This is a genomic window from Chamaesiphon sp. OTE_8_metabat_110 (genome assembly GCF_031382685.1).
Classification (GTDB): domain Bacteria; phylum Cyanobacteriota; class Cyanobacteriia; order Cyanobacteriales; family Chamaesiphonaceae; genus Chamaesiphon.
In genome coordinates this window covers 1-6,561 of record NZ_JANMZA010000291.1, presented here as the reverse complement: position 1 = coordinate 6,561, position 6,561 = coordinate 1, and the positions used below count along the sequence as shown (strand labels likewise).

Here is a 6,561-nt window from a genome sequence, read left to right as displayed (position 1 = left end):
TTGAGTCCAAACAGATGATAAGCTAACGCAATCAGCCACTGAATACCGATCGTCCGATCGTAAATTGGGAGACCCCACCATTGCGGTGTCAGCCAGTCGCCACTCTCCCAGATCCAGCGAGCTTGAATTGCATAGTAACCCTCATCATGAGGCATCAAACTCTGATGTTCGCCATTAATTAATAATAATGGTAGAGCAAATAGTAACAGGCTCGATCGGGGAAATCTCTGCCCCAGCAATACATATTTGTGTATATTCACACTCAAGGATTAAATTGTGACCATATCAGAATTCAGTTTACTACTAATCTCGGTTTTAGCTGGCGTATGCGGTCAATTTTTTCTCAAGCTGGGCGCTGTTAAACTGGGAAAAGTTGAGGTCGATAACGCTCTAAATCATATCTTTAGTATCGTTACCACTCCAGAATTATTAGTTGGTTTAACTTGCTATGCGATCGGGGCAGTTGTCTATATTCTCCTCCTCACTCGCGTCAATTTAAGTATTGCCGCTCCCGCAATTTCACTCAGTTATATTTGTTCGGTATTAATCGGTCACTTTTGGTTTCGTGAGTCGATCGCTTTTATGCAAATTATTGGTTTAGCTGCTATTTCCCTTGGGGTCGTCTTAGTCGTTTCACATAAGTAAATTCTAGCTTGCATTTTGTAATTGTCTAAAATTAATAAGCAGTAGATTTAATTATTTTAAATATTGTGGGCAGTGCCCACCCTACAAAATCCACTTATTTGCAATACACACATTATTAATTATTAATCACCTGCATGAATATTTCATCAATACCTAGTTCAACCTCTTTACCAAATGTAGACGTATGGCAAGGTATCGATTGGTGTCCGAGCGATCGACAGCAAGTACAGCTCCAAGCTTTATATACAGAAGTAATTACTGCCAACCAACAATTAAACCTCACTAGAATTACCGCGCCTGAAGAATTCTGGGAAAAACATTTGTGGGATTCCGTGCGCGGTGTGGGCGAGTTAATTAGCGACTCTAGAGCGTTACAAGTCATCGATATCGGTACTGGGGCTGGTTTCCCCGGATTGCCACTCGCGATCGCTAGAGCCGATTGGCAGCTTACTTTAGTTGATTCTACTAATAAAAAGATTGGATTTATCGAATCGATTGCGCCCGAACTTGACCTCCCAAATATTCATCCGCTAGTGAGTCGAATTGAAGAATTAGGACAGCAAAGACAACACCGTCATCAGTACGATCTCGCCCTAGTAAGAGCGGTAGCCTCAGCAAATGTTTGTGCTGAATATGCACTACCATTAGTCAAAGTTGGCGGTACAGCCATCCTCTATCGGGGTAATTGGACTGAGGAAGAAGCTAGTAGTCTCGAATTAGCAGTTGCTAAATTAGGTGGTGAAATCGTTAAAACAGATTTATTTCATACTCCGCTTACTAACAGCATCCGCCACTGTATCTGGCTACATAAAACTACCGATACGCATCCTTACTATCCACGAGCAATCGGAATTCCGACCCAAAAACCATTGTAGTTTACAGATCGCGTGAGTACTCTGAAATCGAGAAATTACAATACAAATGCACTAGTAACGCTCGATCGATTATGAGAAACCCGATCGTCAGTGATGAGAGATCGAATTTTCTGTAAGCGATCTCAGAACCTGTATAATGAAACTTCAGATCTGGTTTGAGTGGGGAACAGCCACTCGAAGTAATGGGGAAAGCTTGGTGAAAATCCAACACTGTCCCGCAACTGTAAATCGCTGGTAACTGCGCCGCGATCGAGTCAGAATGCCCGCCAGCACTATATCTAGTTCAATTTAACCTACGAGGTATTAGGTGAACCCACAACAGAGTTTATTTGTTTGTACCACTTGCGGCAGTAAGTGGCAAGATGGTCAGCGCGTTGGTACCAGTGCTGGCGAACGGCTGCTCCAAGAGCTGGAAACCCTGCATCGAGATTGGGATTTGGCAGCAGAGTTTCCGATTCAAGCCGTTGGCTGTATGAGTGCTTGTAGTCGCTCTTGTGCGATTTCTTTTGCCGCTGCTGGCAAGCACACTTATTTATTTGGGGATATTGCTAGTGACGATCCCACTGTGGAGCTGGGCAATATCCTAAACTGTGCCGAGAAATACTATCAGCATCCGACTGGAGTGCTACCGTGGGCAGAGCGCCCCGCACCGCTCAAGCAAGGCATCCTCGCCAAGATTCCCCCCCTCTTCGTACCTACACCTTCTCATGCGGCACTATAATACGTCGAGCCGCACCAGCCTGTTTGCTCAAAACTTCCTCTGGATTGGCAATCGGGCTTGGCAAGGCTATCTAAATTTCGATCGGGGAATTGTAGCAATTAGCAGCCCAGTAGACCTCTTTGGCGATGCTGATGCTCGTGGGAGCGATTCGTTGTTGTCGGATCTCAATTTTCGCTATGTTCCCCAGCCACAGCTTGCGATCTATCTCCAAGAATGGCTGATACCCGATCGATCGATCGAGCCGATAATTACTGCTGTCACTAATTATCACCCCCAAACCGAGCTAATTTTTGCGATCGAGTCTAATACCAATCTCGATATCGGCTGGTGTCAAAACCTCAAAATTTCGCCGCCAGACTGTTATCAACAAGTCTGTCGGCGATGGGTTGCGGATAGGGGGTAGAGGGTAGGCTTTAGGAAAAGGTAAGAGGTAAGAGGTAAGAGGTAAAAGGTAAAAGGTAAGAGGTAAGAGGTAATGGAGCAAGAAACTCTCAGTCCCCCAGTCTCCCCTATTCCCTATCCCCTATTCCCTATCCCCTATTCCCTACTCCCTACTCCCTACTCCGCAGTAGCCAATTCGCCACCATTGCGATTGCGTTTGCGAGTGAGGAGATTGAATAATTGGATTCCGATCGCTTTAATCAGATTACCCTCTAATTCTGTGAACATAATCATGTTCATCCCAAAGGCGGCGTTGGCTTCATCGACAACGGCGTCGGCTTTGGCTTCGTCAATGGGAAGATCGTTCATTGCTTGACGATAGTTAGCTTTGAATACTTTCTCATCAGGGATTTGGGCGAACTCATAAAACGCGGTGCCTTCACCGTCGGTGAGTTTCATCGCATTTACCGCAATTTTTTTGAGGATTTGACCGCCAGAAAGATCGCCCAGGTAGCGGGTGTAGAGGTGTGCTACCATCAGTGCGGGATCTTGCTCGGCAACTTCGTGAATCCGTGCGATATACTTTTTAGTAGCTTCTGAGGGTGCTACTTGCTCTTTCCAGTTGGCACCATAATAGAAGGCTAAGTCTTGCTCTAGTGCAGCCTTGCGATCGAGTTCGGGAAAGAAGACTTTGGCTAAAATTGGGTCTTGGGAACGTTTGTGCATTTCCTCTTCCATCGCCGAGTAGACGAAGTAGAGGTTGGTGACTAGCTTACGATAGGATTTCTTTTCCACAGTGCCTTTGAGGAAGCAGGCGATAAAGCCCGTATTCTCTGCCATATTATGAGATTTTTTAGTACCTTCACGCAATTTAGTAGCCAGATTAGAAGTCATGTTAAAAATATTCCGAATATATATCCACTAATCTGTTAGCTTAAGATAATTTGCTGAGAATTACTATTAAGATTTATGACCATGCAACATATTTGCTACATTGAATCCCAATGATGAGTTGGATGGCAATATTTCCACCCGACAGGATTATTTTGATAATTTGGAGCACGATTCAGATGACCGCTATTCCCAGCTCAGCTCAAAAATTAGCCACTAAGTTCAATACACCACAAATTCTCCGCAGTGGTTGGTATGCGACATGGGGAATTAGCTTATTGATGTTAATTATTAGCATCTATGGTGTCAACGCCCAGCGCCAAGCGCTCAAGACTGTCGGTAAAGATGCTGCACCGAGTATTCTCACAGCGCAGCAACTACAAGATTCATTTGCCGATATGGATGCGAGCTTGGCAAATGAATTGCTATTGAAACCAGGAGCAAATCGGCAAGTATTGGCAGATTTTGAGACAAATCGCAAGAAAATTGCCGATCGATTGGTAGCAGCCGCCAGAAATATTACCTATCCAGAAGAAGAGCGAATCATTCAAGGTTTACAATTAAACAACAGTGCTTATTTATTGAAGCTTCAATCAGCCAGAGAAGCGCATAAACGCGGAGATCTTGCGGGTGCATTGAATATCTATCAGAGTGCCGCTACTTTAATGGATCGGGACATCATTCCCCAAGCCGAACAATTAGGTCGAGTAAATTCGCAAGAATTAGAAAAAAGTTATACGCGGCAACGTTTTACTAATGGTGGAATTGGCTTGGCGATCGCGATCGTTGGATTGATTCAGATTGCGATTTTAGTCATCATGCAGATCTTTATCTATCAACGAATGCGGCGGATTTTAAATTTACCGTTACTCGGAGCAACAGCGATCGCGATCGTTCTTTTAGGATATACAATTAGTTCTTTTGTTGGCGCGACTGCAAATTTAAAAGTAGCCAAAGCTGATGCTTTCGACTCTTTATATGCGCTGCGACAAATGCGCTCTTTGTCATATAAAGCTAACGCCGACGAGAGCCGTTATCTGCTCGATCGAGCAAACAGTCCCAAGCACGAGCAATCATTTAATGACAAGGTTGCTAAAATTCTTACCATACCACCCAATTTATCGATCGAGAATGTGATTCTCAATACTTCGTTAGACATCAAGTCTGGAGAAGTAACTGGATTATTCACAAATGCACTAAATAATATTACCTTTAATGGCGAGCGAAAACTGGCAATCGAGACACTTCGCTCATTTAACGATTATCTCAAAATCGATAAACAAATTCGCCAACTATATCGCAGTGGCAAAGTAGCTGAAGCGATCGCCTTGTGTGTCGGTACCAATCCTGGTGAATCGAATTGGGCATTCGATCGCTACAAAAATCTGCATACTGAATTAATGGAATTGAATAAAAAAGAATTTGAGAAAAATATCAAACTTGGCAATAATCGCGTCGAAAATTTTGAGATATATACTACGGCTGCGCTAGGGAGCATTGCTATCCTTACTTTATTTGGCGTGAGACCGAGATTACTAGAATATCTTTAAAATAATTAATAGTTAATAATTATTAATTAGAAATAATACTGGAGGGCAATACACCAAGGTATCTAGATTTTAATCAATTTGGGGTCTGGATGGCTGGTATGATGGCTGAGATGACTATCCTAATGTCATTAGGATCGGATACCTAAATATAAAAAATAGCTATGAAAATTTTATTTGTGGCGGCGGAAGCTGCGCCCATTGCAAAAGTTGGTGGGATGGGTGATGTTGTTGGTGCGCTTCCCAAGTTCTTGCGGAAAATGGGTCATGACGTTCGGATCTTCATGCCTTATTATGGTTCGCTAGTTGGTAAATTAGATATTCCCTACGAGCCAGTCTGGAATGGCTACGCGATGTTTAATCACTTCGCGGTGTATGAGACAGTTTTGCCCGGTACCGATGTCCCACTGTACTTATTTGGGCATCCAGTATTCGATCCGCTGCGGATTTATGGCGGTGAGGATGAAGATTGGCGGTTTACGTTTTTTGCTAATGGCGCGGCGGAGTTTTGCTGGAACTATTGGAAGCCAGATATTCTCCACTGTCATGACTGGCATACCGGAATGCTACCCGTCTGGATGCACCAAGATCCCGATATCAGTACGATCTTCACCATTCACAATTTAGCTTACCAAGGGCCGTGGCGGTGGTACCTGGAGCGGATTACCTGGTGTCCGTGGTATATGCAAGGTCACAATACCATGGCGGCGGCGGTACAATATGCCGATCGCGTCAATACAGTTTCGCCGACTTATGCCGCACAAATTCAGACGATCGAGTATGGTGAGACGATTGAAGGGCTACTATCTTTCATTAGTGGGCGGTTGTCGGGTATCGTCAATGGCATTGATACCGAAGTCTACGATCCGGCAAATGATAAAGCTTTAGTCCAGAATTTTACTACCAAAACTCTCGCAGATCGTCCCAAAAATAAAGCCGCACTCCAGCAGGAAGTTGGCTTAGCCATCAATCCCGACACCTTCTTGGTAGGAATGGTATCGCGATTAGTAGAGCAAAAAGGTTTGGATCTGATGCTCCAGACACTCGATCGCTTTTTGGCTTATACTACCGCTCAATTCGTGGTCTTGGGGACTGGCGATCGCAATTATGAGACGCAACTGTGGCAACTCGCCTCGCGTTATCCCGGACGGATGGCAACTTACCTGATGTACAATGAATCGCTCTCCCGGCGGATTTATGCTGGTTCGGATGCCTTCCTGATGCCGAGTCGATTTGAACCTTGTGGGATTTCTCAGATGTTGGCGATGCGCTATGGTTGCGTCCCGATTGTCCGGCGCACGGGGGGACTAGTCGATACAGTTACTCACCACGATCCGCAACATCACAAGGGTACGGGGTATTGTTTCGATCGATATGAAGCCTTGGATCTATTTACTTGTATGGTACGTGCTGAGGAAAGTTTCCATTATCAGCCGCAATGGGCAGAACTCCAACAGCGGGGGATGGCAACCAATTTTAGTTGGGATAAATCAGCACAAGA

At 44.6% G+C, this 6,561-nt stretch carries 8 protein-coding genes and 1 riboswitch; of the genes, 6 read left to right on the top strand and 2 right to left on the bottom strand.

Annotated features, from left to right (window positions below):
* Window positions 1-260 (bottom strand): ArnT family glycosyltransferase (locus tag RMO52_RS10480; RefSeq protein WP_396134947.1); only part of this gene is annotated, 260 nt, incomplete at its 3' end.
* 16 nt (window positions 261-276) lie between these two features.
* On the opposite strand from RMO52_RS10480, the gene RMO52_RS10475 reads away from it, so the two are divergent.
* The 4 genes from RMO52_RS10475 (at window position 277) to RMO52_RS10460 (ending at window position 2,644) form a co-directional block, all read left to right on the top strand.
* A complete protein-coding gene (locus RMO52_RS10475; protein ID WP_309741077.1) occupies window positions 277-645 on the top strand; it encodes an EamA family transporter in 369 nt (122 codons plus the stop codon).
* Window positions 646-779: 134 nt separating this feature from the next.
* The gene (gene rsmG, locus RMO52_RS10470) at window positions 780-1,520 is read left to right on the top strand and encodes a 16S rRNA (guanine(527)-N(7))-methyltransferase RsmG (RefSeq protein WP_310413754.1); all 741 of its coding nucleotides are present in this window, start codon (window positions 780-782) and stop codon (window positions 1,518-1,520) included.
* Between the two features lie 134 nt (window positions 1,521-1,654).
* Window positions 1,655-1,806: riboswitch (cobalamin riboswitch) on the top strand.
* Window positions 1,807-1,827: 21 nt separating this feature from the next.
* On the top strand, window positions 1,828-2,241 hold the full coding sequence (locus tag RMO52_RS10465; RefSeq protein WP_310413747.1) for a DUF1636 domain-containing protein: 414 nt from the start codon (window positions 1,828-1,830) through the stop codon (window positions 2,239-2,241).
* The gene (locus RMO52_RS10460) at window positions 2,228-2,644 is read left to right on the top strand and encodes a hypothetical protein (protein ID WP_310413745.1); all 417 of its coding nucleotides are present in this window, start codon (window positions 2,228-2,230) and stop codon (window positions 2,642-2,644) included. Before RMO52_RS10465 ends, RMO52_RS10460 begins: the two co-directional genes overlap by 14 nt.
* A 155-nt stretch (window positions 2,645-2,799) precedes the next feature.
* Here RMO52_RS10460 and RMO52_RS10455 read toward each other — a convergent pair whose 3' ends face one another.
* Window positions 2,800-3,516 (bottom strand): heme oxygenase (biliverdin-producing), encoded by a 717-nt coding sequence (locus RMO52_RS10455; RefSeq protein ID WP_310413743.1) that lies wholly within the window; start codon window positions 3,514-3,516, stop codon window positions 2,800-2,802.
* 176 nt (window positions 3,517-3,692) lie between these two features.
* Here RMO52_RS10455 and RMO52_RS10450 point away from each other — a divergent pair, with 176 nt between their 5' ends.
* Together RMO52_RS10450 and glgA are read left to right on the top strand one after the other, a co-directional pair.
* Window positions 3,693-5,063 (top strand): hypothetical protein, encoded by a 1,371-nt coding sequence (locus RMO52_RS10450; RefSeq protein WP_310413740.1) that lies wholly within the window; start codon window positions 3,693-3,695, stop codon window positions 5,061-5,063.
* Between the two features lie 161 nt (window positions 5,064-5,224).
* Window positions 5,225-6,561: glycogen synthase GlgA (gene glgA / locus RMO52_RS10445; protein WP_310413737.1), on the top strand; the 1,337-nt coding region annotated here is incomplete at its 3' end.

Coding starts and splice junctions, on each gene's coding strand:
- RMO52_RS10450 (WP_310413740.1), top strand. CDS start 3,693: ATGACCGCTATTCCCAGCTCAGCTCAAAAATTAGCCACTAAGTTCAAT.
- rsmG (WP_310413754.1), top strand. CDS start 780: ATGAATATTTCATCAATACCTAGTTCAACCTCTTTACCAAATGTAGAC.
- RMO52_RS10460 (WP_310413745.1), top strand. CDS start 2,228: ATGCGGCACTATAATACGTCGAGCCGCACCAGCCTGTTTGCTCAAAAC.
- RMO52_RS10455 (WP_310413743.1), bottom strand. CDS start 3,516: ATGACTTCTAATCTGGCTACTAAATTGCGTGAAGGTACTAAAAAATCT.